Source organism: Pseudoalteromonas rubra (assembly GCF_000967655.1).
Taxonomy (GTDB): Bacteria; Pseudomonadota; Gammaproteobacteria; order Enterobacterales; family Alteromonadaceae; genus Pseudoalteromonas; species Pseudoalteromonas rubra_A.
Genome location: NZ_JXYA01000041.1, coordinates 58,169 through 80,385, shown reverse-complemented (window position 1 = coordinate 80,385; position 22,217 = coordinate 58,169). Strand labels below are relative to the sequence as shown.

At 51.5% G+C, this 22,217-nt stretch carries 25 protein-coding genes and 1 riboswitch; of the genes, 13 read left to right on the top strand and 12 right to left on the bottom strand.

From position 1 onward, the window contains the following. The first annotated feature begins 1 nt into the window (after position 1). A complete protein-coding gene (locus TW77_RS16775) occupies positions 2-787 on the top strand; it encodes a hypothetical protein (protein WP_046006131.1) in 786 nt (261 codons plus the stop codon). Continuing rightward, entirely contained in the window at positions 784-1,293 is a 510-nt protein-coding gene (locus tag TW77_RS16770) for a DUF4124 domain-containing protein (protein WP_046006130.1), read from the top strand. Before TW77_RS16775 ends, TW77_RS16770 begins: the two co-directional genes overlap by 4 nt. Here the strand turns inward: TW77_RS16770 and TW77_RS16765 are convergent. Genes TW77_RS16765 through TW77_RS16755 form a run of 3 tightly spaced genes read right to left on the bottom strand, consistent with a single transcriptional unit; the run spans position 1,290 to position 3,270 of the window. Next, positions 1,290-2,387 (bottom strand): NAD(P)/FAD-dependent oxidoreductase, encoded by a 1,098-nt coding sequence (locus tag TW77_RS16765; RefSeq protein WP_046006129.1) that lies wholly within the window; start codon positions 2,385-2,387, stop codon positions 1,290-1,292. The genes TW77_RS16770 and TW77_RS16765 overlap by 4 nt on opposite strands. A 28-nt stretch (positions 2,388-2,415) precedes the next feature. Beyond that, positions 2,416-2,856, bottom strand: a complete 441-nt coding sequence (locus tag TW77_RS16760; protein ID WP_046006128.1) for a PaaI family thioesterase — start codon at positions 2,854-2,856, stop codon at positions 2,416-2,418. A gap of 15 nt (positions 2,857-2,871) precedes the next feature. Then, positions 2,872-3,270 (bottom strand): RNA-binding S4 domain-containing protein, encoded by a 399-nt coding sequence (locus TW77_RS16755; protein WP_046006127.1) that lies wholly within the window; start codon positions 3,268-3,270, stop codon positions 2,872-2,874. A 206-nt stretch (positions 3,271-3,476) separates the two neighbouring features. On the opposite strand from TW77_RS16755, the gene TW77_RS16750 reads away from it, so the two are divergent. Both TW77_RS16750 and TW77_RS16745 read left to right on the top strand, forming a co-directional pair. Further along, entirely contained in the window at positions 3,477-3,749 is a 273-nt protein-coding gene (locus TW77_RS16750) for a hypothetical protein (RefSeq protein WP_046006126.1), read from the top strand. Positions 3,750-3,833: 84 nt separating this feature from the next. Further along, positions 3,834-4,508 (top strand): hypothetical protein, encoded by a 675-nt coding sequence (locus TW77_RS16745; RefSeq protein ID WP_046006125.1) that lies wholly within the window; start codon positions 3,834-3,836, stop codon positions 4,506-4,508. A gap of 55 nt (positions 4,509-4,563) precedes the next feature. Here the strand turns inward: TW77_RS16745 and TW77_RS16740 are convergent, their stop codons facing one another. Continuing rightward, positions 4,564-5,226: a DUF2959 domain-containing protein gene (locus tag TW77_RS16740; RefSeq protein ID WP_046006124.1), complete on the bottom strand. Its 663-nt coding sequence runs from the start codon at positions 5,224-5,226 to the stop codon at positions 4,564-4,566. 111 nt (positions 5,227-5,337) lie between these two features. Here TW77_RS16740 and TW77_RS16735 point away from each other — a divergent pair, with 111 nt between their 5' ends. From TW77_RS16735 to dtd, 3 genes are read left to right on the top strand one after another with little or no spacing between them, the layout of a single operon-like run. After that, a complete protein-coding gene (locus TW77_RS16735) occupies positions 5,338-6,219 on the top strand; it encodes a virulence factor BrkB family protein (protein WP_046006123.1) in 882 nt (293 codons plus the stop codon). An 11-nt stretch (positions 6,220-6,230) separates the two neighbouring features. Next, positions 6,231-7,172, top strand: a complete 942-nt coding sequence (locus tag TW77_RS16730; RefSeq protein ID WP_046006122.1) for an alpha/beta fold hydrolase — start codon at positions 6,231-6,233, stop codon at positions 7,170-7,172. 39 nt (positions 7,173-7,211) lie between these two features. Beyond that, positions 7,212-7,649, top strand: a complete 438-nt coding sequence (gene dtd, locus TW77_RS16725; protein ID WP_046006121.1) for a D-aminoacyl-tRNA deacylase — start codon at positions 7,212-7,214, stop codon at positions 7,647-7,649. A gap of 12 nt (positions 7,650-7,661) precedes the next feature. On the opposite strand, the gene TW77_RS16720 is transcribed toward dtd, so the two are convergent. Then, complete coding sequence (locus tag TW77_RS16720; protein WP_046006158.1) at positions 7,662-8,351, bottom strand: spermidine synthase; 690 nt, start codon at positions 8,349-8,351, stop codon at positions 7,662-7,664. 215 nt (positions 8,352-8,566) lie between these two features. On the opposite strand from TW77_RS16720, the gene TW77_RS16715 reads away from it, so the two are divergent. Beyond that, positions 8,567-9,460 carry a bifunctional GNAT family N-acetyltransferase/hotdog fold thioesterase gene (locus TW77_RS16715; RefSeq protein WP_046006120.1) on the top strand — a complete coding sequence of 298 codons (894 nt, stop codon included), beginning with the start codon at positions 8,567-8,569 and terminating at the stop codon, positions 9,458-9,460. A gap of 36 nt (positions 9,461-9,496) precedes the next feature. On the opposite strand, the gene TW77_RS16710 is transcribed toward TW77_RS16715, so the two are convergent. Further along, positions 9,497-10,519: a phospholipase A gene (locus TW77_RS16710; RefSeq protein ID WP_046006119.1), complete on the bottom strand. Its 1,023-nt coding sequence runs from the start codon at positions 10,517-10,519 to the stop codon at positions 9,497-9,499. A gap of 169 nt (positions 10,520-10,688) precedes the next feature. Between TW77_RS16710 and TW77_RS16705 the strand changes: the two genes are divergently transcribed. Continuing rightward, the gene (locus tag TW77_RS16705; protein ID WP_046006118.1) at positions 10,689-10,892 is read left to right on the top strand and encodes a hypothetical protein; all 204 of its coding nucleotides are present in this window, start codon (positions 10,689-10,691) and stop codon (positions 10,890-10,892) included. Between the two features lie 128 nt (positions 10,893-11,020). On the opposite strand, the gene TW77_RS16700 is transcribed toward TW77_RS16705, so the two are convergent. From TW77_RS16700 to dapA, 4 genes are read right to left on the bottom strand one after another with little or no spacing between them, the layout of a single operon-like run. Next, positions 11,021-12,133, bottom strand: coding sequence for a succinylglutamate desuccinylase/aspartoacylase family protein (locus tag TW77_RS16700; protein ID WP_046006117.1), 1,113 nt, complete (start codon positions 12,131-12,133; stop codon positions 11,021-11,023). Positions 12,134-12,135: 2 nt separating this feature from the next. Further along, complete coding sequence (locus TW77_RS16695) at positions 12,136-13,341, bottom strand: PLP-dependent decarboxylase (RefSeq protein ID WP_046006116.1); 1,206 nt, start codon at positions 13,339-13,341, stop codon at positions 12,136-12,138. Beyond that, entirely contained in the window at positions 13,341-14,081 is a 741-nt protein-coding gene (locus tag TW77_RS16690) for a 2,3,4,5-tetrahydropyridine-2,6-dicarboxylate N-succinyltransferase (RefSeq protein WP_046006115.1), read from the bottom strand. The genes TW77_RS16695 and TW77_RS16690 overlap by 1 nt, the downstream gene beginning before the upstream one ends. A 10-nt stretch (positions 14,082-14,091) precedes the next feature. Beyond that, positions 14,092-14,988, bottom strand: a complete 897-nt coding sequence (gene dapA, locus TW77_RS16685; protein ID WP_046006114.1) for a 4-hydroxy-tetrahydrodipicolinate synthase — start codon at positions 14,986-14,988, stop codon at positions 14,092-14,094. 113 nt (positions 14,989-15,101) lie between these two features. Further along, positions 15,102-15,278: riboswitch (Lysine riboswitch) on the bottom strand. A gap of 173 nt (positions 15,279-15,451) precedes the next feature. On the opposite strand from dapA, the gene TW77_RS16680 reads away from it, so the two are divergent. Continuing rightward, positions 15,452-17,209: a response regulator gene (locus TW77_RS16680; protein ID WP_052713238.1), complete on the top strand. Its 1,758-nt coding sequence runs from the start codon at positions 15,452-15,454 to the stop codon at positions 17,207-17,209. Here TW77_RS16680 and TW77_RS16675 read toward each other — a convergent pair. Together TW77_RS16675 and TW77_RS16670 are read right to left on the bottom strand one after the other, a co-directional pair. Next, positions 17,193-17,807, bottom strand: a complete 615-nt coding sequence (locus tag TW77_RS16675) for a hypothetical protein (RefSeq protein WP_046006112.1) — start codon at positions 17,805-17,807, stop codon at positions 17,193-17,195. The two genes, TW77_RS16680 and TW77_RS16675, sit on opposite strands and share 17 nt — an antisense overlap. 96 nt (positions 17,808-17,903) lie before the next feature. Further along, a complete protein-coding gene (locus tag TW77_RS16670; protein WP_046006111.1) occupies positions 17,904-18,785 on the bottom strand; it encodes a TraB/GumN family protein in 882 nt (293 codons plus the stop codon). Positions 18,786-19,302: 517 nt separating this feature from the next. Here TW77_RS16670 and ilvG point away from each other — a divergent pair. The 3 genes from ilvG to TW77_RS16655 are packed head-to-tail and all read left to right on the top strand — an operon-like array spanning position 19,303 to position 22,168. Beyond that, a complete protein-coding gene (gene ilvG / locus TW77_RS16665) occupies positions 19,303-20,958 on the top strand; it encodes an acetolactate synthase 2 catalytic subunit (RefSeq protein ID WP_046006157.1) in 1,656 nt (551 codons plus the stop codon). Between the two features lie 28 nt (positions 20,959-20,986). Further along, complete coding sequence (ilvM, locus tag TW77_RS16660) at positions 20,987-21,226, top strand: acetolactate synthase 2 small subunit (RefSeq protein ID WP_010383772.1); 240 nt, start codon at positions 20,987-20,989, stop codon at positions 21,224-21,226. Positions 21,227-21,244: 18 nt separating this feature from the next. After that, positions 21,245-22,168 carry a branched-chain amino acid transaminase gene (locus TW77_RS16655; RefSeq protein WP_046006110.1) on the top strand — a complete coding sequence of 308 codons (924 nt, stop codon included), beginning with the start codon at positions 21,245-21,247 and terminating at the stop codon, positions 22,166-22,168. The last annotated feature ends 49 nt before the right edge of the window (positions 22,169-22,217 follow it).

Sequence of the window (22,217 nt, the reverse complement as noted above, 5' to 3'; positions counted from 1 at the left end):
GATGCGCACAATATGCAGTCTGTTTGTTCTGTTGCTGGTGTCAATCAGTGGTCACAGTGCTGTCTCGCCCCTGTCACCGACGGGAAGCGAGTTGTCGGTGTTGCGTGTCGCCTTACCCTACAACGCCTTTCCGCCTTTTGTGACCGGCGATCCAGAGCGTCCTGGTGTGCTCCCTGAGCTGTTAACCCATTTTACTCTGAATGGCGCGCCGGTGGACGTAGATTATATTCCGGAAGAGCGCTCAAAAAAGCTGATCAGCCACGACAAAGTCCAGGTGCGAATGGAGTCTGAATCCTGGTATCGGGGTGACAGCCCGATGTGCTGGAGCCCGGGGTTATACTGGGTCAAAGATGTGTTGATCACTCATCAGGATGGCGCAGTGCCCACGCAGAGTTATCAGGATTTCATTATGCTTGGCCGGTTTGGCTACACTTATCCGACCGTAGAGGAAGCACTGAGACTTGGGCAGTTGCAGCAGAAGCTGTTTTACTCTGAGCGGGAGATGCTGGATGCGCTCGCCTCGCCGGTGAAAGAGGACCGTCGCTTTGCGCTGATGAGTCTGCCCGCAATTCGCTGGCTACAGCTGAGCAATCCCAAATTTATCACTGCACTTAAAGTGCATCAGGTGGTCGATACCGCGGCATTACAGTTACAGTTTAATCGCAGCACGCTGGGGCTAAAGGGCTGCGCAAAATTTCGTGATTTCTTTATGCGCTTTCGTCACTCTACCGAATATCGCTCTATACTGTTAAAGTATGGCCTCGATATAAAAGGAGTGCCGCAATGAAGTACGCAACTTATCTGTTAATTATGGTGATGCTGGTCGGCGTGGCATCGCTGTTTGTCCTAAAGCGGCCCGACGGCCGCACCTGGTTGAGCCTGGATGATATCCTCGGCAAGGCGCAAACTCAGGCCCAGCAAATACTGGACGAGTCAAAGCAGCAGCTCGATAAGGCCGTGGACATCGTAAACAGTTCGGATGAACCGGCGCCTCAGCAAAAACCCAGTAAAATCTATAAATGGCAGGATGCGCAGGGCAACTGGCACTATTCAGATCGGCCAAACGCCCGTGGGCAGAGTGAAGAAATGACGCTGGATCCGAGCAAAATCACCATTATGGCGGCGGAGAACACCGATATTCTTAAGCAGCTAAAAGAGCAGCAAGATGCCGGCCGCATTCCCAAAGATTTACCCGCCAACATGAGCCCGACAGACATTAAAAAGCTGGTGCAGGATGCACAGAACATCGAAAAACTGATGCAGGAGCGCAGCAAAAAGCTCGAAGAGCTCTAGCGTTTAAGCTGCGCCTCAACATACTCGGCGATCGCCAGGCTGGCGGTCAGGCCGGGTGACTCAATGCCAAACAGGTTGATAAGACCGTTAATCCCATGGTGTTGATGCCCTTCAATCACAAAGTCTTGCCCCTGATCCAGATATAACTTAGGCCTTATTCCCGCATAGTCCGGCTGTAACCGTTCAGGATCCAGTGCGGGCCAGTAGCTTTGGATGGCTGCCACAAAGCGTGCTTTTGCCTGAGCGTCCAACTGGTAATCCAGCTTATCAATAAACTGGGTGTCGGGCCCAAACCTGAGTTGACCGGCCATGTCTAACGTGGCGTGGATCCCCAGGCCGTGTTGCTCCGGCATTGGATAGATAAGATGATGAAATGGATGGGAACCCTGATAACAAAAATACTGACCACGACATAAATGGCTTTGTGGAATGTGGTTTGCTGCCAGCCCATGAATGCGTTTGGCATTATCCTGCGCAAACAGGCCGCCTGCATTGATCAGCGTATTACAGCTCAGCATAAAGTCTTCGCCGTCACAATCCAGGGTCACGTTAAATCCGTTGGCTGTTGGTTGTGCCGAGTCAAAGCGGGTGTGGCAGACCAGGTTACCACCTGCATGCTCCAGCTGATGCACCAAAGACAGCATCAACTGATGACTGTCGACAATGCCGGTAGACGGAGAAAACAGTGCAGCACTGGCACGCAGTCCGGGTGCCATCTCGGCAATTTGTGCCTGGCTAAGTGGGGTCAGGTCGTGTACGCCATTGCGCTTTGCCTGCGCCTCGATAGCAGCCAGCTTGTCTTGCTCTGCGGCTGTGCGCGCGAATAAAATTTTACCGAGTCGTTTAGCCGGTACGTGGAAGCGCTCGCAATGCTCATACAGCAAGGCCTTACCACGCACACACAGGCGCGCCTTGAGGCTGTGCGCATCATAATAGAGTCCGGCATGGATCACTTCGCTGTTGCGGCTACTGGTGTGTTCGCCGAATTGTCCCATCTGGTCGATAACCAGCACCGGGCGGGTCTGACTGAGGCGGGCCGCGAGGCTTAAGCCTACGACCCCGGCGCCAATGATCACTGTATCTACGTGGTCCATGGATATATCAAACGGGCAGCGGTTAATGTCATCGACGTTCAACAACGGCGGCGGTCATACGGGCAATACAGCAGAGCTCGCCCCGTGCATTGACGATTTTCACTTCCCAAACCGAGGTGCGTCGACCCAGATGCAAAGGCCGGGCTGTGGCGGTGAGGGTACCATTGCGTGATGCTTTAAGGTGATTGGCATTGATCTCCTGACCAACACAATAAAACCGTTCAAAGTCGACCACAAAGTTGGCCGCATAGCTGGCCACGGTTTCGGCCAGAGCCACGTTGGCACCACCGTGGACCATGCCAAGCGGATTGTGGTGTGCCGGGGTCGCCGGCATAGTGGCTACCAGGTAATCATCGCCAATTTCACTGATGCTGATCCCTAAGGTTTTCATCAGGGTGCCTTTTTGATGATGGCCTTCATCCAGCGCCTGACACTCTGCCAAAGTGACAGGTCGATACCAGATACTCATGTGATACGCTCCGGTTTATCCAAACGAAATGGGCTTTCTGCCCGTCACACTGTCGACATTATTCTTTTGCTTATTGCGTCGTTTTTTGCCTGACTGGCTGGACTTTTTGCCTTTATCAGAAGCCGAAGGTGCACTGCTTTGGTGCGCAGCTGGCGGTGTTGGCTGGCCGCGTTCGGCGGGAGTGGCACCTTCTGCCAGGGTCAGCATAAAGGTTTCTTCGTTAAAATAGAGGGTGTCACCGGCGTACAATTTCTTGCGTTTAATCGTACAAAGTTCGCCGTTAACGCCCACATATCCGGCCGCAATAAGCTGCTTAGCTTGCCCGCCACTTTCTGCAAAGTCTAATACTTTTAACAGGTTACAAAGTTCAATTGGCTCTTCTTCGAGCTCAATTTCGATATATTCTTGATTCATATCACAACCTCACTGGATGTTTTGCGACAGTATAGCGCGACGCTGCGGTGAACCACGAAACTTTTTCGTTTGTCACCGTGTCTTTAATGTAATTGCAGCATTTGGTGTGTATCTTGCACGCCGATCGGAGTCGGGCGGCCCAGGGCCGTCGCTTTTAGCAGTCATTCGCTGCGGCTTTTGTAAATTATGACAACAGGAGACACTCCATGGGGATCCGTTCTGCACTAAAAAAAGATCTGATGAACTTAGAGGCATCGGGATTAATGACAGCAGATGATGTGCGTGGTTATCTCAATACTCAGCTCAATCAGGGCAGAGACAAATTGACACTGATCTCACGATTTAATGAACATCACAGCCAGGTACAAGCTGGCTTACCCAGTCAGGAAAGCGAGCTGAAGTTTGAGCGCCACCGCTTGTTTAAAGAGATTGTGTATCCCAAAACCGCAGTGCAAAACTGGCTGACACGCAGCCATTGAACCCGCGAGATGTGCTGACATATTGGACAGCGCTTGAGCGACTGTGATTTACTCAGACCATAATAACAAGAATAAGGAGTTTTCATGCGGTTATGGTCTTTGGTTGGGTGCGTGTTGCTGAGCGCCTGCAGCACTCATCCTGTGGTACATGTGTTTCACTCGTCTTTGGACGACACAGAGCAAAAAATATTGGTGAGCCAGTTAGAGCAGGCCAATATAAACTATGTCTTAAATGACCTTGCTGTGCCTGTAGAGTACAACAGTGACAGTGATACTGTCCGTCTGAATCGTTTTCCCGCGGATCAAAATGATGTGCTGATCTCACAGCTGTCTGAGGTGGTACAAGCGTTAGGCTATAGCGGGCTCGATGTGCAGGAGTTTAACGGCGAATATCATCGTTTCAGTGAAGGAAACTACGGCCTGTACTTTCCCGGTGAGCTGACGCAAGTGGCTCTGCCTGAGGTCGTGTTTTCACACAATTGCGCGTTGGACGCATTTCAGATTGAGCTAAAGACAACGGGAGACTGGTTGCTTACGGACACAATGACGCAAGGGAAGTGGCTCTATAACCATCCTTATCTAACTCTGATCTGGGATAGCGGTCAGGGGACCATCCAGCAAGCCTATCAAGTTACGTCACACACAGTGCAAACGCGATTTGGAGAGAAACCAGCTGCCACTTATCAGGTAATGGGACATCGCAGTTATGCCGCCATCCCCATCTTTAACTGCGATTTGCAGGTGATCTATGCCGGGTAGCTCGGTAGCAACGGTTAACAGGCTGAGCTAACCGTTGCTGAACATGGCGTCTCGTTTATGGCTGATTGGTATTATTCATGCTCGCGATAAAGGCATTGGAGTCTTCAATAGAGCGATTCATATCCGTGATGAGCGACTGAATATCGCGTTTTAAACCACTGAACTCACCTTTGATGGCGGCAATTGCCTGGGCATTGAGGTTGTGCTTTAAGTACAGCACATTGTCTTTGAGCGAATCCAGGACCGGCTGCATTTTGGCTTCGCTGGCGCGCATTGAGCGTAGCAGCTTTTCAAACTGGCGCTGCGTTTGACGCAGTTTTTGCTCGCTCTGGCGCTTGAGTTTGGCGCTCGAATACTGCGTCAGCTCATCCTGCCATTCTGAGAACAGGGCTTCAGCAACATCCTCTACTTTGTCTATGTTGGTGCGCACGTCCTGCGCCGCGGCTTCACTGGCGAGGTAATCATCATTGAGTTGTTGATACACGCTTTGCAATTCGCCACCATCAAAGTTAATCAAAGTGGTCAGGCGCTCCAGCGCAGACTGAAACTCCTGTTGCGTGACCTGTTGTGCTTCTTTGGTATTTTCCACACGGTCTACTAAAATCTCGCGCTTATGCACCCCGACTTTTTCCCAGGCGGCATAGTACGCGCTTTGACAGGCACTGAGCAGGCTCAGGCTTAAGATAATGAGGCTCGTTGTTAACACAGAATTGTTCATTGGCTTTCCTAATGCAGTTGATACATAACGGCTTATACTTAAATCTGACCCTATGAATTATGACTGGGATTGGTAAGATGTGCAAAACTCACTCTGTAAACCTGTGTAATGATGAATGAATTATGGCGCCTGCGGTTGCAACGTCTTGACTTGCAATGTCGTGCGTTGGTTAGAAGCCAGCCCGACTGGTGGCAGCGCTTTTTTAAACGTTGTCAGGAAGATCAACTGACCATCAACGCCGGCTATCTGGCGTATGTGACCTTATTATCACTGATCCCGCTGGTGGCAGTTGGGGTGGCAATTTTCAGTGCCTTCCCCGGCTTTCAGGATGCCCGGGATGCGATAGAAAATTTTATTTTTAATAACTTTGTGCCCACCTCAACAGACACCATTAAATCCCACATCAGTGCCTTTACCGGCAATGCCAATGAGATGACTGCGGTGGGGATTGGCTTTTTGACGGCGGTTGCGCTGTTACTGATCCGCAATGTGGATGCGGCGCTCAATCGCATCTGGCGGGTTGAAAAGTCCCGGCCTATGATGATTTCCTTCGCGATTTACTGGATGGTACTGACACTGGGCCCTGTATTGCTGGGTGCCAGCATAGGGGTGACCTCTTATATCGTTTCGCTGGTATCGTTTGCCGATCAGGGGATCCCGGGGTTCAGCGGTTTCTTATTGAAGCTTTTGCCCTATGTTATTTCCATGGCAGGCTTTTTTATGCTCTATACTTTAGTACCAAATACACGCGTGTCTTATCAGGCAGCGATACCCGGGGCGTTTTTTGCGGCTTTGTTATTTGAACTAACTAAAAAAGGCTTTGCCCTGTATATCAGCCATTTCCCCTCGTATGAGGTGATCTACGGTGCCCTGGCCACAGTGCCTATTTTGTTTGTCTGGGTGTACTTGTCCTGGATGGTGGTGCTGTTAGGGGCCGAATTTACTGCCTGTTTGTCCGAAAAGGATTGTGAGGATCAAGACACACCAGAATAAAGAGGTGTGCAATGACGCAATTATATCGGCTGGAGTCGCCGCGACGGAGTTTTCATTTGGCGGTGTCTGATGGACACCAGCTACACGTAGAAGAGTTTGGTCTGGAGACCGGGATCCCGGTGGTGATCTGTCACGGTGGCCCGGGCAGCGGCTTGTGTCGCAGCTCGGCCAGTTATTTTAACCCACAACGCTATCGCATTATATTGTACAGCCAGCGCGGCTGTGGCCAGTCTTCGCCGCAACAACTCACGTTTAACACCACCGAGCATTTGCTACAAGATATAGACCATTTGCTGTCTTATCTGGACATCAGCCAGTGTGTACTGGCCGGTGGCTCCTGGGGCGCAACGCTGGCATTGCTGTTCGCTCAGCGTCATCCACAGCGGGTGCAGGGCCTAATACTGTGGGCGTCTTTTTTGGCGTGTAAGAGTGATTTACAGTGGTTGTATGGCGTCAGTGGTGTTGGCGCCCAATTCTATCCAGAGCGCTACCAGATGTTCAGTCAGGGAGAGGCTGACTACAAGGCGGTACTGGCGCGCTACGCGCAGTTACTCCACTGTGATGACGAAGTGGCAGTACGCCGGGCAGCGCAGCAGTGGCATGACTGGGACCGCCAGCTGAGCGTGGGCAGTCAGGCACAGCGCTATCAGCTGGACCATGAACAGGCTGTGGTACAGCAGGCCAGGATCATGGTGCACTATTTTAACTCGCGCTGCTTTATTCCAGAGCAACAGATCTTTCATCAGGCCGAACAGCTCAAGCATTTACCGGTCTGGATGATCCATAGCCGCCACGATTATGTTTGCCGCTTTGCCATGGCCCAGGCACTGGCGGATCAACTCAATGCCCGCTTGCTGATCCTCGAAGAAGTTGGGCACTGCGCCACAAATGCAGTATATTCCGAAGCCATACGTCGCGCTGCTGATCTGCTGCTGTGTAAGCTGGCACATTAGGCGCATTATCAATCATATCCGCAAACCATTGAGGTAACAGTGCAGGGATTAATTCAAAGAGTCAGTCAGGCCAGTGTGGTGGTCGAGGGAGAATGTGTCGGTCAAATTGGCCAGGGGATCCTGGTGTTACTCGGCGTGGAAAAGGCCGACGAGCAAAAAAGTGCAGACAGCTTGCTGCACAAAATCAGTAACTATCGTATTTTCACCGATGAACAGGGCAAAATGAATCTGAGCCTGAGAGACATCGAAGGTGAGTTGCTGGTGGTTTCTCAGTTTACGCTGGCAGCGGACACCAAAAAAGGCATGCGGCCGAGCTTTTCTTCTGCAGCCACACCGGCGCAAGCCGAAGCGCTTTACGAATACTTTGTTGCTCAGGCAAAAGCGTCGGGGTTGCGTGTGGCCACTGGCCGTTTTGCGGCCGATATGCAGGTGAGCCTGTGCAACGATGGCCCGGTGACCTTTAACTTGTCGGTGTAATCGAGAGTGCGCTCAGCGTGTCAGTGAAATAATGTGATTGGCGTAATCGGGCACTTTGTGTACGAAGGGTTTTTTGCCAAAGTTGGTGATAAGCAGGTGCTCGAGCTGTTTTAGTTGCGAATCATGCTCTGCAAGAAAATTAATATACAGTCGCCCGCCTTCGTTCAATGTGGCGCGAATTTGTGTGTAAAACTTGTGTTCGTACAAAAACCGCGGCGCATCCAGTTGGCTGAACAAATCCAGGATGATCCAGTCATAATGGCCATTGTTTTCCAGTGCCTGATAGGCATCGCTGCAGCTGACATTTGAGATAGGATCGCCGCCGAAATAGCGCTTGTAGCAGTGGATGATATCCGGGTTATTATCGATAGAGGTGATCTGGCAGTCCGGGTAGCTGATGTGCAGATAATCCCGGATGGCACCGGCGCCAAGCCCCAGTTCCAGCACTTTGCCAGGCGCGGGGCATTTTTGCCACAACGCAGCTAACACCTGTAAATGCGGAAAAAGCAGTTTCTCCGGATGATTGAGTTCAATCACGGATTGCAGTGTGTCGTTTATCAGTAACCAGCGTAAGGATTTTTCCTGACGTACCTGTATGCTGATTTTGCCATGCTTGTGCCAATACAGCAGGTGCCCGAGCTGATGACTCTGGTGCACAAACTCGTTACTGATGGTGCCGGGTTCGGTTATAAAATCTTGCATAGTTACATCAGCATAGCTGGGCTTCACAGTTCTGCCAGCGCGTTTCGTTGAATTTACATGACAAATTGGCCAAATCTGGCCAATCATTCCCTGTTGCCCACTTTTCTTGTAAGGTAAGGTCCATAAATTAGACAAAAGTTCCCCGTAAAAAAGTGGGAGCAGGTTGCACAGGCCGAGCGTATCGCCTCGGCGACAGGAAAAGCACAGGAGTCACCATGTTTCAAATAACAGCGCCACAGAGCAGTGAAGATTGGCAAGCGTATTATCAATTACGATGGCAGGTTTTGCGGGCCCCCTGGGATCAGCCCAGAGGCAGCGAGCAGGACGACCTTGAGCAGGAAGCTGAGCATCGTTATATCAAAAATAACGAAGGTCAGGTGCTTGGTGTAGCCCGCCTGCATTTTAATAATCAACAGCAAGCCCAGGTCCGTTACATGGCGGTTGATGAGGCGCATCGTGGTCATCACCTTGGTAGCCGCTTGCTGCATGAGCTGGAAAAAATCGCCTGGACGCAAAAAGCCGAAGAGCTGGTGCTGTTTGCCAGAGAGCGGGCGCTGGCCTTCTATGAGCGCCATGGCTACAAAATGATTGAAAAAGCCCACCTGTCTTATGGCGATGTGCAGCACTGGAAAATGGTTAAACAGCGCCCTTGTGAGCCGGGCTGGTTCCGCCACCCGCAATGGACCCAAGTGTTACAGGATACCTGGCGCGAGTCGATCCCCATCAGCGATGCGATGGGCATTAAGGTAGAAAGCTATACCGACTGGCAGTTCTCAACCCGTGCCGATCTCAAAGCAAACCTGAACCTGCATAACTCGATGTTTGCCGGATCGGTTTACAGCATGGCGACCTTAACCGGTTGGGGGGCGACTTACCTGGCGCTCAAAGAGCTGGCCCTGGAAGGGAATATTGTGTTGGCGGATGCCAATATTCAGTATCTTAAACCCCTGACGACCGCACCCTGTGCGACGGTGACACTGGCTGAGTGTAGTGGTGAGCTGAGCGCACTCAACGATGAGGGCAAAGCGAAATACCGGGTGCCGGTGAACGTCTATGATGGCGATGTGCTGGTGGCGAAATTTGAAGGTATATTTGTGGTTATCAAATAAGGGTACGGCCTGCGCCAGCAGGCCGTGATAGTGAGCTTAGAGCAGATCGGTGACTGCAATACCCAGGCCCAGACGCTGAATATGGGCGTTGTAGTCAATTAAACTCTCGCCATAGCCATTAAAGTACTGCACATAGCCACGCACCCGCGAAGAGCCCAGTAAAGGAAATGACCAGTCGAGCTGTATGGCGCCATGGTTGTCGCTGTTAAAATTGTTCCGGGTCATAAAACCAAATTCATGCTTGCCATGCCGATAGGCACCACTGAGCTCAAAATAACCCATGTATTTATGAATATCCGGGTTATCATCGCCTTTTGCCGCTAGCGGCTCTGGCTTGTCATCTTCCGGCAGGCGGTACCAGGGCTTAAAGCTAAATACGAAGCCCTCATATTCCCAGATAAAGTTGGCATAAAGGCGGTTCCAGGAACGCGAGTTCGGCTGGCTGCGGCCATTTGACTGGTGTGATGCGCCCAGAATGATGGCCATCTCGTCACCCCACAGCACGTTTTCATCGTCCAGAAAGTTAACCCAGAAGATCTCCGGCTCGTAATTGGTTTCACGAAACGGAGAAGAAATATCTTTGTTATAAAGCTGCCAGTAGGATTGCAGTGTCACGCCAACATACACCGCCTGATCTTTGTCTTCAAAGTGTCGATACAGGGGCACTTTCATCGAGATCTGGTATTTGACCTCCATATGATCGAGAGGCTCGCCTTCTTCCTCCTGGATGGCTTTTAAGCCGTCAAAGGGCCGGGAGTTTGGGTTTTTGACATAGGTCGCCGGCAAAATATAGTTGCGGTTGTGTGGTGTCAGTACATTACGGTTGTTTTCTGTCACCATTTCCCGTGCCATGCGGCGGTCCAGCTTACTGAGGCGGGTTTCGTTCAGCTTTTGGCAGTAGGCTTTGAGCTGTGCAACGGTTTGTTGTTGATCTCCGGCAATGATCTCGTTCAGTACACATTGTTTGATCAGCTCTAAGTCGTCCGGGTCGTCCTGTTCAGTGGCGAGCACAGCAGAAGAGGTCAGCAAAGATAACGCAGCGAGCATCCTGAGTTTCATAAGCAGGCAGTCCTTAGTCAATAGCAATAGATAAGCATAGTATCATGGTAAAGAAAAAACGAAGAAGGACAAAGCATGACAATCTGTCATTTTGTCAAGGTATGGGTGGTTGATTTTTGTTCAACATAGCAGTAGGTTAGTTAAGCAAACTGCATAAAAGGAGATTGAAATGAAAATATCACTGAACAAAAAACGTATTAAACAACTGAGTCATGATCAGCAATTAGGGTTGGCTCAGACACCCCACATTGGTGCAGGGGCCTCTGGCTATCCAGCCTGTAACTCGTTTGGTTGCGATACCGCAGTTTTCTTGGGTTGCCCGACGGGCCGAGACTGTTACTCGGGTCATAATGAAATTTGTATGCCAGATTAAAAAGGCCGGCGACAACGTATGTTGCCGCCCCACCTTAGCAAGTGAGGTTTGCTCACCTACTCTCACGCAATCTTTGCTTCCTTCTAGAGGTCATACCAACCGGGGTTTTGGCCTGTTAGTAAGGGCCGCTATAGCTCATAGTAGTTTGTGAAAAACTTATATAATTCAGTGCCCTGATTAACGCTCGCCGAGGCGAAATGGAGGATGGCAATGGCATCTTTATCAAGGCGCAATGTATGTAAAGGCGTTTCAGACAGGTACTGCTCCATACGCAAAATTCGCGCAATGCAGTCGCCTGCTTTAATGTGTCCGCCCAGCGGTGCCTTATATTCCACCATACCGCCCATGGGCGCATAGTAGGTCAGGTAATCTTTGAGCGCACAGGCATAGCGTTTGATGCCTTTTGGTTGATGACTGCCATCTGCTATCACTTCTTTGTGCGTCAGGTAGCTGAGGATGCTGTTGGCATCTTCCACCGCTTCGTCAAGGTCGATTTTTTCCTGAGAACCCAGTTCCACGGTAAAGGCTTCTACGGCTACGGGAAAGTCGCGGCCCTGCGCTTGTAAGGCGCTACTTAGTTGCCACCAGGGACAGAAACTGGCCTCATCCATCGCCCCGTCGAATTCATTGGGGATCAACAACACGTGGGGAATATCAAAGTAGCGCGCGCTGTCTGTGGCGTATTCCGGGCAATATAAGTGCTTAGCCGAAATTGGGCCGGTGTGCAGGTCCAGGACAATATCGGCCTGATGCGCCAGTTTTTGCAGTGTCAGCGCAATACGTTTGCCCGTCGTTAGGGTATGTGCAGGCGCATCGAGCAGTGCCTCGGTTGCCTGACATAACTGCGTACGAAAGGCGGTGATGAGCGCTTGATCTGAGTCTTCACCGTGCTCTGCAAGGCAGTGCTGTACCAGAGCGTTGTGATCATGATACATGCGATTCCAGTTTACCCCGGTAATGGGATCAAAGCGCCCCAGGGTAAACTCACCGGATTTCTGGTTGCAGCCAATCGGATTGGCATAAGGCACCAGCGTAATATCTCCCGCCAGGGTGAGGTGTTTTAGTTGCTCCAGCAGTGCATAAATCACCGCATTACCCTGCACTTCGGCGCCATGCATATTCGCCTGAATATACACGTTTGGCCCGCTGCCATTACCCTGCAGTCGGTAGACCGGGATGGTCAAAGGCAGGCCGTTGGCGATTTCACCAACCTGAATGTGTTGCTGAGTGATTGTGTTCATGCTTACCTCAGGTAATAGTCGGCGTTTTCACTTTGTCGGATGCAGTACAGCTGGCGCTGTTTAAAGACATATTCAGCCGGCAGTTCATGGCACAGAAAGTAAGGCATACTTTCGGTAAAGCCATAGGCACCACACTGGCTGAATATCAGCCAGTCGCCATACCCGAGGTCCTCAGGCAGAGGGTGCGTCCCGAGGTGATCCAGTGCGGTACACAAGGGGCCATGCAAATGATACTGGCGATCAGCGGCAGCAGATGCGCGCAGTGCCTGAACCGGAAAAGCCTGTCCGGTTACGGCCGGGCGCAGCAGGTGATTGATACCACCTGCAAGGATCAGCTGATGTTCGTCATAGTTTTCTTTTTGCTCTACAACCGGGTTCAGATAGTAGCCACAGTGCGCGACCGCATAGCGGCCCAACTCCATCCACAGCTCCTGCACGCCCGCTTCGGCCTTGATGGCGGCCAGGCTGTCGATAATCTGATCCCAGTCAAGTGGTTGCTGCTCCGGTTCATAAGGCACGCCTAATCCGCCGCCCAGATCGAGGATCCTCAGCGTCATGCCCAGTTGGTTACTCAATGCCTTCAGAGGCGACACCATTTGTTGCCATAAGCTGGCCAGCTTTGCCGCATCCAGCATATTGCCCCACTGGAAAATATGCAGACCCGCAAAATCCAGCGCCGGATAGTCGCTCAGCGTGAGTTGCTGCCACTGTTCACTCCCGAGTCCAAACGGGGTCAGGCTGTCGCCCCCGAGTGGGTTTTTGTCGCCTGCTGGCCAGCGCAATTGCACACGCAGCAGCACAGTTAAGGTTGTTTGGTGTTGTTGTGCCGCATCGTTTAACCAGCGCACCTGGTTCAGGCTTTCAGCCACAAAGGTGGTGACGCCAGCATCGAGAAAATGTTGGATCTGGGCCGGAGATTTGGCCGGCCCTGTGTTGAGTACGCGTTCGGCCGCAATGTCCTGAGCCAGTACCTGCGTGAGCTCGCCCCGGCTTGCAACATCAAAGTTAAAGCCGGCGTCATCCAGGGTGTTAAGCACACTGGATAATGGATTGGCTTTAACGGCGTACCAGAGTTTCACCACATTCTGTGCAGTGAGTTGGCTGACATGGGCGCTCAGAGCATCCAGATCGTAGACAAAAAATGGGGTGTCAAGATCGCTGCAAAGGGCCGTCAGTTGCTCGTGCAATGGCGTACTCAAAGTGGTCATTAGCGCAGCACCTCTTCAAGTTCTAATGAGGCGTCACTTTGCTCGTCGCGGTATTTGACAATCAATGCACAGGACATGCTCAGCCCTTGTGCTTTGGCCCAGTCACTGGAAGCCGGACGCGAACCGGGGATCACTATGGCAAATGGGGGAATGGCTTCGCCTTTTTCCAGCGTACGCTCATTGACACAGTCATAGACCGGGATACTGGCAGACAAGCGCACTCCCGGTGCCAGCACCGCGCCTTGTTTTACCACAACGCCTTCGACCAGCACACAGCCTGCACCGATGAACGCATCATCCTCAACCACCACCGGGCTGGCACCAACCGGCTCCAGTACGCCACCGATCTGCACAGCCGCACTGAGGTGAACATTTTTACCAATCTGGGCGCAGGAGCCCACCAGCGCGTGGCTGTCGACCATAGTGCCGCTGTCGATATAGGCACCGATATTGACGTAGGCTGGTGGCATTATGATGGTGCCGGGGGCTACATAGGCACCGCGGCGCACGCTGCTGCCTCCGGGCACCATACGAACCGCATCCTCGGCGGCAAAGCCGCGTGGCGCCAGGTTGTCTTTATCGACAAAGCCACCGGGATATTCGGTGTTTTGACCGGCACGAAAGGCTGCCAGAATACCTTCTTTAACTTCGACATTGGCATGCCAGTTACCGTGCTCGTCTTGACTTGCTGCACGTTGTGAACCGTTTTCTAAATTATCTAATAGTGTTGACCAGGTCATAGGGAGTCTCTTAATTCCAGGATAAAATCTGTTCGTTGGCGGCATGTAGTGCCGCGTGATTTGTCAGTTCCAAGTGTGTTAGTGGGGGCCTGAGGTGTGGCGTTGCCAGCTGGCCCTGCAAGTGCATCAGCGTTTTTACCGGGATGGGATTAGCGACGGCAAACAGGCTATGGATGGCATCGGCCCAGGTGGTAAACAGGTTGGGGCTGGTGCCACTCAATGCACGGCGAACAAACTCTGCGGTTTGGGCGGGCCAGGCATTGGCTGCCACAGAAACCAATCCGGCCGCACCGGCTTGTGCAAAATAGGGCATCAATGCGTCGTCACCACTGTAAATGGCCAAAGTAGGCAAGGCACGGCGAAAGGCCTCAAACGTGACTATGTCGCCGCTGGCCTCTTTGAGTGCCCAAAGGTTGTCGTGATGTGCCAGATTGGTCAGTACTTCGGGCGCGATTGCAACGGCGCTGCGCCCGGGGACATTGTAGATCATACAGGGCACCTCAGCGGTACTGAGCAACGCGTCGAACCACTGCGTCTGACCCACTACTCCGGGTTTGGCATAAACGGGCGAGCCCAGTAGCAGGGCATCGATATTTTGGCTATTACAAAACTCAACCCATTCTAACTGGGCTGCCAGATTAATGCCGCCAACGGCCACCATGATTGGCACCTCAGGTGCGAGCGCGCAGACAAACTCGACGATTTTGCGTTGTTCGGCCAGGGTCAGGGCCAGGCCTTCTCCGGTACTGCCAAGCAGCAAAATGCCATTGTTGGCCTCGACCTGCTGTGCGACGAGTTGCTGTAAACTGTGATAATCGACCTGATCGCATGCATCAAAGGGCGTGACCAAAGCCGTCCATAACGGGTAGTCAGATAACTGGTTAGATAACTGAACGTGTGATTTCATCTCTACCGAACTTCTTGCTGGTCCGGTAGTCAGGAAAGAGTCCCGCTCCGAACCGTTTAAAATTCGAAGAGCAATGGACTTAAAAAGAATAGGCCGCTGGCCATATTGTTTCTAAGACCAGAAGCTCTCCACCAAATGTGTTGGTGACAGTCGCTGGGATTCAACCCAGTCGCCCGAAGCATTACGTAAGCAAAACGCAGTGCTTCTCGGCGTTAATTCCCCTCTTTGAGTTTCGCGGGAGTTTGCTCTCCTCCACTCAAATACCTGAATAACGCACCTCTTCCAGCCCTAAGACGTCCACGCTTTTTGGATGCATGGCCGTCTGGATAAAATAGGGTACGAGCGCATTGAAACATTTTGGCCGTCTGGGTGTCAAGCCACTGTCGGCAAAAGTTTGAAATTTAATCTAAACTGGAAAAGAGTCTGGCGCCTGGATGATTAGGCTGGCATATGGAGGGATGATTTGAACAATCTAGTTACGCGCTATCGCCTGAAATACCTGGTCGCGTTGGTGATTATGTTGTTGTTGCTGACAATGACAACCGGGCTGACTTTGTATCTGCTGGAGCAGCAAAAACAGGCCGCCAGGGTAATTAATATTGCGGGTATGCAGCGTATGCTGTCGCAAAAAGCGGCGCTGCACCTGGAGTATGTGATCATCATGGGTGAGCAAAATGTGGCTGCAAACCGTCAGGCTCTGAGCAATGCATTGCAGCTGTTGCAAAGTAACCATGACTTTTTGCTGATGCGCGATGGCGACGATTATGTGCACCTGAATGAAGAACTACATAGCTGGTATTTTACCCAGCCAGGGGACTTGGATAACCAGTTAAAACAGTACATGGCGCTGTTATCAAACGCAGCTAATCAGCCCAGTTTAAGTCAGATCCAGGAAATTCACACCCGTTCTCAGTTGTTGCTGCAAGATTTGGATCATGCCGTATTGCTGTTCGAAGACTTTACCAATGGCAAGATAGAGCGGCTCAGAAACCTGCAACTGCTGATGTGGTTGCTGGGGCTTTTTCTGCTTTTGGCGGAGATTAAGTGGATCTTTTTTCCGATGGAGCGCAGTATCGCCAGCGCCATTGAGCGGTTGCAGCAAACACGCCAAAAAGCAGAGCATGCCAATCAAAGCCGGGCGATGTTTCTGGCCCGTGCCAGCCACGAATTGCGAACCCCGTTACAGGCGGTGCTAGGGTATTTGCACTTGTACCAGGAATCTCAGCGTGAGGGTTATCTGGCGCAGGCGAACAAGGCGGCCCAGCAGTTAAAAGCCCTGATCGCGTCTGTGGAAGACTACAACCGACTGTCTGACGAACAGGAACCTGAACTGAATTGCCATCCGGCTCGGCTGACCGACACGCTGGGGCAGCCTGTCGCTACTTATCGGTTGTTAGCCAGAGAGAAAGGCCTGGATTTTAGCTATCACTTTAACAGCCACAGCGAAAAAATCTTTGAATGCGATCATGAACGTCTGAGCTGGGTGATAGGCCAGTTACTTGATAATGCAGTGAAGTTTACAGAGCAGGGCGGCGTCAGCTTGTCTGCCCGGGTTGAACAGGTCAGCGCGCAGGATGAAGAAGTGAACTGGCGCTTTTACTGTGAAATAGAAGACAGCGGGCCGGGTTTTAATATTGCCTTGGTTAATGCACCGCCCACGGAAAACAATCCGAATGGGCACCACTTTCAGGGCTTGCAGCTGGGTCTGGCACGCTGCAACCTGCTGCTGGCGATTATGTCTGGTGAGTTGGCGTTTGTTGCCCGTGAGCCGCACGGCACAAAAGCGCTGCTCAGTGTGCCTTTGAAGCGGCTTCCGGAGCCGGAGCAAGTCAGTGGTGTGGCCCGCAACAGTAAAGTGTTGCTGGTAGAAGACAATCAATTGAATGCCAAAATCATCGAAAAAATGCTTGAGAGTATGGCCATAACTAGCATTCATGCCAGCCATGGCGGGCAGGCTGTTGACGTACTAGCGCATCAATCTTTTGATGTGATCCTGATGGACTTGAACATGCCCATCATGGATGGCTTTAAAGCCATCAAGGAGATCCGCCAGACCCTGATGTTATCGACACCGATCCTGGTACTGACGGCAAACACCTCTGAGCAGGCGATTAAGTCGGCCATGCAATTGGGCGCGACCGACTATTTGTTTAAGCCGGTAGAGCAGGCGGCACTGGAGCGCGCCCTGGGCAAAATTTTATCGTTTAGCGACGCAGAGTAATATTGCCAACGCCTACTTCGATATCGAGACTATGTTCACCATCACCGCGATAGCGCAACGTTTCACCGACCATGTTACGGTCGGTATTGGCTTCACCCGGCAGATCGGATACGCGGGTTTTTCCTACACCCGAGTCAAATCGTACGCGGCGAAAGTCTTTAGCACTCGACTCTATATTGACATTACCGACGCCAATTTCGACATCGGCATCATTGTTTAATCCGAGCAGCTTGACGTTGCCGACATCAATTTCAACATCCAGCTCCATCGACTCGGGTACTTTCACAGTCCAGTGTTGTTTTACATACTTATTATTGATGCTCAGGCTCAAGTCGTCGCCTGCCCGGCGACTGTCCAGTTGCACGTCTTCCAGCACACCTGCCATGTTATCCAGGTCGTATTCAGCAGGCTCAAGGACGATGGTGACCTCAATGGTTTTGCCCGTATGGCTTTCGGTTTTGAGTTTGCCAATCGGAAACTGAATTTCCAGCTCTTTACTGTCGGCCAGCTCAAAAGTCTGTGTCAGTGTGCGTGTCTCTTTTGCCTGCGCGGCGGCACTGAGCACCAGCAGTGCCCCAATCATAATATTTTTTCTCATCCTGTTGTCCTTCGAGTGTAGGGTATTGATATCTCTGAGACGCGAAGTAAATCGAGAAGGTTTAAAAGAGACACAAAAAAGTCGCGTTTAAGATAGTCACTTGATGCGTTCCACCTTAAAACCTTGAGCCTGTAACTGCTTAATCAGGCCATGCTGTTGTGGCAAGTGCAGCGCACCAACGGCAATAAAATGAGACCTGTTGGCAAGCTTAGGGGTGAGGCTTGTTACCCAGTTATTGTTACGCTCAATGAGCATCACCTGTTCGGCTTGCTGACCATATTTGCTGTCATCAAAGCTGAGCTTATAAAACACATCAAGCTGCTGATAATCTCCATTTTTCCAGGCGTTGATCATCTTGGTAAAGTAACTGTCAAAGTCTTTCACCTGCTTGAGTGTGTCGACCAGCATAGCGTCGCTTTGAATGCCCAAAGCGCTGAACAAGGCGAGTTGCTGCTCCAGGCTTTCCAGTTCCATAATGGGTTTGTCTAAGCCTGCGGCATACTCTATGACTTGTTTATCAATGCCAAATTCTTCACTGAATCCGGCTTTTTGATATTCCAGCTGCAAAATCGTCAGCATCACAAACCAGGGTTGGTAATTATCGAACAGGGCTATGTCAATCTGGCGCTCAGAAAAGTAGCGCTGGATTTGTTGATAGGTCTCGGCGGATAAACTGGTTTTTAGGGTGCGGCCCTGCTTTTGCAGCATAAAGGGCAGGGTTCTGCGTTGCAGCTCCAGTGCACCTATGGCTTGCGTGTTTAGCTCGACTACCACCGTCTGACTGTTTGCTATGGCCGTTTTGATACGGTTATCCAGGCCGTGCATTTTGCTGTCACCCACATGCACAGTGCCAAACAGGTAAGAGGTTACCCCGTTTTTTTCTACACTCCATAGTGCGGGTTGCGCAATTGCAAGCTGGCTAAACAGGGCGATAAAGAGCACACCCATTAGATGTGTCAGGCGAATAAAGTGAGGCATGGCGTCCTCCAAATGTTAAAAAGTGGGCACATCATAGACAATTCTCAGAGTAAATCACAAAAATTTAATGATGTGACTGGAAAGAATGAATTGTGTGGGAAAGATCATTCACGTCAGCTCAAAAGGGAGAGGATGTTTAAAAAGGGTATTTTTTATCTCTAAAGTCGCTGCTTTTTGGATAAAGTTTTATTTATGCTTCGCTTTAGATGAAAAAAGAGCATAGTTTTTGGGGTTGACTTGTTAGGGTCTCACGGGTTACTAATAAAAAAAGAGCACAGCAGCGCGCTTAAGGCGTGTCTAAAGTATGTGCAACCTAATCGTTTATTTAAAAAGAGCAGTGACATGTTAAAAACAGTTTCTCTACTAGTCGTGGTTATCAACGTGGTGATTATTATTACCGCGGGGGCTGGTTAGTGCTGTTCGAAAAGTATTAGCAAAAAGCCCCCCGCACTGAAAAGTTCGGGGGGCTTTTTCGTTTTAGGGCCAAATTCAAAGACAAAGGGCAATGGGCAAAACAATGACAGGCGCACAATTGGTTATAGACATGCTGGTAAAACAAGGGGTGAGTTCGGTATTCGGGTATCCGGGTGGAGCCATCATGCCGATTTACGATGCGCTGTACGGTGCGCCGCTAAAGCACTACCTGACGCGTCATGAGCAAGGCGCCGGGTTTGCGGCGGTTGGTTATGCCAGAAGCACTGGCAAGCTGGGCGTGTGTTTTGCCACATCAGGGCCGGGTGCCACTAATCTGATCACCGCACTGGCCGATGCCATGATGGATTCGGTACCGCTGCTGGCGATCACCGGCCAGGTGCCCACGGCCGCGATTGGCTCCGATGCGTTCCAGGAAGTCGATGTACTGGGCATGTCACTTTCTTGCACCAAGCACAGCTTTATGGTGGAGCGCGGTGAAGATCTGGCTGAAGTATTACAGCAGGCAATGCATATCGCTCAGTCTGGCCGCCCGGGTCCGGTGCTGGTGGATATCCCAAAAGACATTCAGCAAGCGCAGGTGCCTTTTCATGCCTGGCAGGCCGAGGCTTATCAGCCAACCCCGTTGTCGAGTTTTGAGCTGGATAAGGCCAATGCGCTGCTGGCGCAGGCGAAAAAGCCGGTTGCCTATGTCGGTGGCGGTGTTCACAGTGCGGATGCGCAGGCCGAGTTAATGGCTTTTTTGCAGCGCACACAGATGCCTGCGGTGTCGACGCTTAAAGCGCTGGGCAGCGTCAAGCCCGACTATGCGTATGACCTGGGGATGCTCGGTATGCATGGGGGTCAGGCGGCGAACCTGGCGGTGCAGAAGTGCGATTTACTGGTGTGTATCGGTGCACGCTTTGATGACCGGGTAACGGGCAATCTGGCTAAATTTGCCGCCGCCGCCAAAGTGATCCACCTGGACATTGACCCGGCTGAAGTGGGCAAGCGCAAACCGGCTGCGGCTTCATTGATTGCTGATTTAAAAGTCTCCCTACCTTTATTACAGGGCGAACTGACGCCGGCTCCCTGGCGAGCGCATATCAGCGCGCTGGCCGAACAACACGCCTGGCGCTACGACTACCCCGGCGACAAAGTGTTCGCCCCTTATCTGCTCAACCGCTTGAGTCGTTTGATGCCAGACAGCGGCGTGGTGTGTTGCGACGTGGGCCAGCATCAAATGTGGGTCGCACAACATATGCGCTTTAGTCACCCAAGCAACCACCTGAGCAGTGGGGGAGCCGGGACTATGGGGTTTGGTTTACCGGCTGCCATCGGTGCCCAGGTTGCTCGCCCAGATGACATGGTGATCACTGTGTCTGGTGATGGCTCGATCATGATGAATATTCAGGAACTGGCCACCATACGACGTAACAACTTGCCCGTTAAAATCGTTATTCTGGATAACCAGCGCCTGGGCATGGTACGTCAGTGGCAGCAGCTCTTTTTTGATGGCCGCTATAGTGAGACCAACTTGTCAGACAACCCGGACTTTGTGCAGCTTGCAGCGGTGTTTGGTATACCGGGGCAGACCATCACCCGCGCAGATGAAGTTGATGGTGCGGTCGATGCATTACTGGCCTCGACAGGGCCTTATATATTGCATGCCTGTATCGATGATAAAGAAAACGTCTGGCCTTTGGTGCCGCCGGGCGCTGCAAACCATGAAATGCTGACGCAAACGCAGCAGCAAAGTTAATTTTACTTCCTTTGACGGAGCGAACACCATGAAACACCAACTCACCGTAGCGGTAAACAACCAGGCCATCGCAGTCGAGCGTTTTTTGCGCGTCGCCCGTCATCGCGGGTTTCGCCTGACCCAACTTGAGCTCCAGGGCCACGAAGAGTTATTTCACGTCAAAATGACGGTAGATAGTGACAAACCCATCTATCTATTGACGTCACAATTAAATAAGCTTGTTGAAGTGCAGTCAGTCGATCTGCACACACTACAGCAGGCAATATAATAAATAAGGTTTTAAGTAATGACACAAACTTCACAATACATTTGGCACAACGGCGAATTGATCCCTTATGAGCAAGCAACCACGCATGTGCTCAGTCACGCCATTCATTATGGGAGCTCCGTATTTGAAGGGATCCGCGCGTACGATACGCCAAAGGGTCCGGCTATTTTCCGTCTCAAGGATCATATTCAGCGTTTATTTGATTCGGCCAAAATTTATCGCATCGAGATCCCTTTCACCCAGGAAGAGATCATGCAGGCATGTAAAGACGCGGTGGCTAAAAATGGTTTCACCAATGCTTATCTGCGTCCTTTTGCTTTTTTAGGCCACGTGGGTCTGGGCGTACACCCAAAATCACACCGCGCGGAAGTGACCGTTGCGGCAATGGAGTGGGGCGCTTATCTGGGTGAAGGCAGTCTGGAGAACGGCGTGGATGCGTGTGTGTCTTCATGGCAGCGCCTGGCACCTAATACCATGCCAACCGCAGCCAAAGCGGGGGGGAACTATTTATCCTCGCAGCTGATCACCGCAGAAGCTAAGCGCCATGGCTATGTTGAAGGCATCGCACTGGATGTTAACGGCTATTTAAGTGAAGGCGCCGGTGAGAACCTGTTCGTGATCCGCAAGGGCATTATCTATACCCCGCCAACCACCGCCAGCATTTTGCCCGGTTTAACCCGTGACACCATTATGCATCTGGCCAAAGCCCGTGGCTATGAAGTCAGAGAAGAGCCTATCGCCCGTGAAGGTCTGTATCTGGCGGATGAGTTCTTTATGGTGGGCACCGCGGCCGAAGTGGTACCGGTACGCAGTGTGGATCAAATTCAGGTGGGTGATGGCCAACGCGGACCAATCACTGCCGAGCTTCAGCAGGCTTACTTTGACCTGGTGAAAGGGCAAAGTGACGACCCGCAAAACTGGCTGGATTACGTCAACGAATAACACCAGTACATTAACGTATACACGCCGGGCTGACTGGTCCGGCAATGAA

Excerpts from the sequence above, each read along its gene's own strand:
- TW77_RS16735 (WP_046006123.1), top strand. The coding sequence starts at position 5,338 with ATGAATGAATTATGGCGCCTGCGGTTGCAACGTCTTGACTTGCAATGT.
- TW77_RS16715 (WP_046006120.1), top strand. The coding sequence starts at position 8,567 with ATGTTTCAAATAACAGCGCCACAGAGCAGTGAAGATTGGCAAGCGTAT.
- dapA (WP_046006114.1), bottom strand. The coding sequence starts at position 14,988 with ATGAAATCACACGTTCAGTTATCTAACCAGTTATCTGACTACCCGTTA.
- TW77_RS16745 (WP_046006125.1), top strand. The coding sequence starts at position 3,834 with ATGCGGTTATGGTCTTTGGTTGGGTGCGTGTTGCTGAGCGCCTGCAGC.
- TW77_RS16730 (WP_046006122.1), top strand. The coding sequence starts at position 6,231 with ATGACGCAATTATATCGGCTGGAGTCGCCGCGACGGAGTTTTCATTTG.
- ilvG (WP_046006157.1), top strand. The coding sequence starts at position 19,303 with ATGACAGGCGCACAATTGGTTATAGACATGCTGGTAAAACAAGGGGTG.
- ilvM (WP_010383772.1), top strand. The coding sequence starts at position 20,987 with ATGAAACACCAACTCACCGTAGCGGTAAACAACCAGGCCATCGCAGTC.
- TW77_RS16700 (WP_046006117.1), bottom strand. The coding sequence starts at position 12,133 with ATGAACACAATCACTCAGCAACACATTCAGGTTGGTGAAATCGCCAAC.
- TW77_RS16755 (WP_046006127.1), bottom strand. The coding sequence starts at position 3,270 with ATGAATCAAGAATATATCGAAATTGAGCTCGAAGAAGAGCCAATTGAA.
- TW77_RS16705 (WP_046006118.1), top strand. The coding sequence starts at position 10,689 with ATGAAAATATCACTGAACAAAAAACGTATTAAACAACTGAGTCATGAT.
- TW77_RS16770 (WP_046006130.1), top strand. The coding sequence starts at position 784 with ATGAAGTACGCAACTTATCTGTTAATTATGGTGATGCTGGTCGGCGTG.
- TW77_RS16750 (WP_046006126.1), top strand. The coding sequence starts at position 3,477 with ATGGGGATCCGTTCTGCACTAAAAAAAGATCTGATGAACTTAGAGGCA.
- TW77_RS16775 (WP_046006131.1), top strand. The coding sequence starts at position 2 with ATGCGCACAATATGCAGTCTGTTTGTTCTGTTGCTGGTGTCAATCAGT.
- TW77_RS16695 (WP_046006116.1), bottom strand. The coding sequence starts at position 13,341 with ATGACCACTTTGAGTACGCCATTGCACGAGCAACTGACGGCCCTTTGC.
- TW77_RS16690 (WP_046006115.1), bottom strand. The coding sequence starts at position 14,081 with ATGACCTGGTCAACACTATTAGATAATTTAGAAAACGGTTCACAACGT.
- TW77_RS16655 (WP_046006110.1), top strand. The coding sequence starts at position 21,245 with ATGACACAAACTTCACAATACATTTGGCACAACGGCGAATTGATCCCT.
- TW77_RS16760 (WP_046006128.1), bottom strand. The coding sequence starts at position 2,856 with ATGAGTATCTGGTATCGACCTGTCACTTTGGCAGAGTGTCAGGCGCTG.
- TW77_RS16670 (WP_046006111.1), bottom strand. The coding sequence starts at position 18,785 with ATGCCTCACTTTATTCGCCTGACACATCTAATGGGTGTGCTCTTTATC.
- TW77_RS16740 (WP_046006124.1), bottom strand. The coding sequence starts at position 5,226 with ATGAACAATTCTGTGTTAACAACGAGCCTCATTATCTTAAGCCTGAGC.
- TW77_RS16710 (WP_046006119.1), bottom strand. The coding sequence starts at position 10,519 with ATGAAACTCAGGATGCTCGCTGCGTTATCTTTGCTGACCTCTTCTGCT.
- TW77_RS16720 (WP_046006158.1), bottom strand. The coding sequence starts at position 8,351 with ATGCAAGATTTTATAACCGAACCCGGCACCATCAGTAACGAGTTTGTG.
- TW77_RS16765 (WP_046006129.1), bottom strand. The coding sequence starts at position 2,387 with ATGGACCACGTAGATACAGTGATCATTGGCGCCGGGGTCGTAGGCTTA.
- TW77_RS16675 (WP_046006112.1), bottom strand. The coding sequence starts at position 17,807 with ATGAGAAAAAATATTATGATTGGGGCACTGCTGGTGCTCAGTGCCGCC.